Source organism: Variovorax sp. 01T439_2, assembly GCF_056398445.1.
In genome coordinates, this window is the sequence record NZ_JBFTPJ010000894.1 from 1 (window position 1) to 2,428 (window position 2,428).

Below are 2,428 nucleotides of genomic sequence, written 5' to 3' on the forward strand. Positions count from 1 at the left end.
TCGATCGCGAAGACGAGACCTTCATCGTTCTGGTCAACCACGAAGACCAGTATTCCATCTGGCCCCACTGGAAGGCCGTGCCGAAGGGCTGGACGGCGGTAGAAGGCGCCAAGGGCGACAAGAAGACCGTGCTGGCCCACGTCGAGCAGAACTGGACCGACATGCGTCCCCGCTCGCTGCGCGAATGGATGGCGCAGCAGAACCCGGCGACCGGAACTGCAGCCCGAACCACGGCTGGCTGACGCGCATGGACGCGAGCGTCTCGCTGCTGTGCCTGCCTTGTGCGGGCGCCAGCGCAACGATGTACCTGCGCTGGCGGCGGCTGCTGCCGCGCTGGGTCCACATCGTGCCCGTGGAGCTGCCCGGCCGCGGTGGCCGGCTGTCCGAGCGGCTGGTCCGGAACTTCGATGAGCTCGTCGCGCAGGTCTGCGCGGAGCAGGCCGAGGCGCTGCGCGGCAACTTCGCGATCTTCGGCCACAGCATGGGATCGTTGCTGGCCTACGGCATCACCCGTCGGCTGCGGTCGATGGGGCGCCCGTTGCCGCTTGCGCTGCTGGCTTCCGGCAGCTGCGCACCTTCGCGGCGCGATCCCGCGCGCTTCGCCGGCAAGACCGACGACGCATCGCTCGCGGCCGAGTTGCGCAAGCAGGGCGGAACGCCCGAGGAAGCCTTCGCGAGCCCGGAGCTCATGCGCATCACGCTCGACATGCTCGGCGCCGACTATCGCGTGTGCGAGAGCTTCCGGTACCGCGAAGAAGAAGCGCCGCTGCCCATGCCCGTGCATGTCTTTGCCGGGCGCGAGGACGACATCGACGCGGCATCCGTCCATGCATGGTCGGCCGAGGCGGGCGGTGTCTTCACGCTCGACTGGTTCGACGGCGGCCACTTCTTCATCCGGCAGCACGAAACAGCATTCCTGGCCGCACTCACCGAGCGGCTTGGCCAGGCCGTTGCAGGAGAGCGCCATGCGCCTCGTGTCCTGGCCTGACCCGCTCCCCGCAGGCATCGAGGTCCACCGCCTCGACCTCGACCTGGACGCCGATGTCTCGGCCGAGCGCCAGCTGCTGGCACTCGACGAGCGCGCGCAGGCCGACAGGTATGCGCGCAGCGCCGACCGCGTGCGCTTCACCGCCACGCGCGCGGCCCTTCGCGGCCTGCTTGCCCGGCGCGTGGGCTGYCAGCCGGCCGATGTGCGGTTCGCAATGGGCGCGCACCGCAAGCCCTTCCTCGACGTGGCCGGCGGCGATGCGCCGCTCTTCAACGTCTCGCACTCGGGCGCCCATGCGCTCATCGCGCTCGCCGATCCCCGCGTGGTGAGTGCCGTGGGCATCGACATCGAGGCCTGCAGGAGCGACGTCGACGTCGAGGCCGTCGCTTCGCTCGCCTTCACCGGCAGCGAACGCCGCGCACTGCAGGAAGCCGGCGACCCGCTGCAGGCCCTCTACAGCCGCTGGGTCGGCAAGGAGGCGGTGCTGAAAGCCGTCGGCGTCGGCGTGGCCGAGCACCTTCAATCCATCGGCATCCATTCCGGCGTGCAGGGGCGATACGTCCTCGAATGCGCCGTTCCCGAGTGGTCCGGCCTTCACGCCGTGGCGCTCGATGCGCCCACGGGCTATGCCGCCGCGCTCGCGTGGCGTGCCAAGGAATCGACATGAATGAAACGCTCACCCGCTTCGTGCGCAGCAAGGCGCCCGCCGGCTCCGACCTGCCCGTCCTCATGACGCCCGCGCATGCCGGCGAAGACCTGCTCTCGGCCGTGCAGCGCCTGCGTCCGCAGATCGAGGAGTCGCTGCTGCTTGCCGGCGGCGTGCTGCTGCGCGGCTTCTCGGTGCCGGCGGTGGAGACCTTCCAGCAGTTCGCCTCGTCGTTCGGCCATCCGCTGCTGAAGTACGAGTTCGCCTCCACGCCGCGCTCCGCGGTGTCGGCCTCCACCGGCGCAGGTGTCTACACCTCGACCGAATACCCGGCGCACCAGAGCATTCCGCTGCACAACGAGCAGGCCTACACGCGCGAGTGGCCGATGAAGATCTGGTTCCACTGCGTGACCGCGTCGCCCGAAGGCGGCGAGACACCCATTGCCGACAGCCGCGCGGTCTACCGCCGCATGCCCGGGCACATCCGCAAGCGCTTCGAGCCCGGCATCCTGTACGTGCGCAACTTCGGCGAGATGGACGTGCCATGGCAGAAGGTGTTCAACACCGAAAGCCGCGCCGAAGTCCAGGCCTTCTGCGAGCGCTCGGGCATTGCGTGGGAATGGAAGGACGACGACGGCCTGCGCACCCGGCAGCTTTGCCAGGCCGTGGAGACGCATCCCGCGACCGGCGAGCAGGTGTGGTTCAACCAGGCCCACCTGTTCCACATCTCCGCGCGCGAAGCCGAGGAGCGCGAAGTGCTCGAAGAAATCTACGGCATCGAGAACGTGCCGCGC

Annotated in this window: 4 protein-coding genes; all 4 read left to right on the forward strand. The window is 69.2% G+C overall.

What is annotated here, in order from left to right:
* A partial coding sequence (locus AC1DOC_RS29400) for an MbtH family protein (RefSeq protein WP_478131095.1) occupies positions 1-242 on the forward strand: 242 nt, incomplete at its 5' end.
* 5 nt (positions 243-247) lie between these two features.
* Positions 248-988, forward strand: a complete 741-nt coding sequence (locus AC1DOC_RS29405; protein ID WP_478079360.1) for a thioesterase II family protein — start codon at positions 248-250, stop codon at positions 986-988.
* Positions 966-1,655, forward strand: coding sequence for a 4'-phosphopantetheinyl transferase family protein (locus AC1DOC_RS29410; protein WP_478079359.1), 690 nt, complete (start codon positions 966-968; stop codon positions 1,653-1,655). The genes AC1DOC_RS29405 and AC1DOC_RS29410 overlap by 23 nt, the downstream gene beginning before the upstream one ends.
* Positions 1,652-2,428 (forward strand): TauD/TfdA family dioxygenase (locus tag AC1DOC_RS29415; protein WP_478131096.1); only part of this gene is annotated, 777 nt, incomplete at its 3' end. The genes AC1DOC_RS29410 and AC1DOC_RS29415, both read left to right, overlap by 4 nt.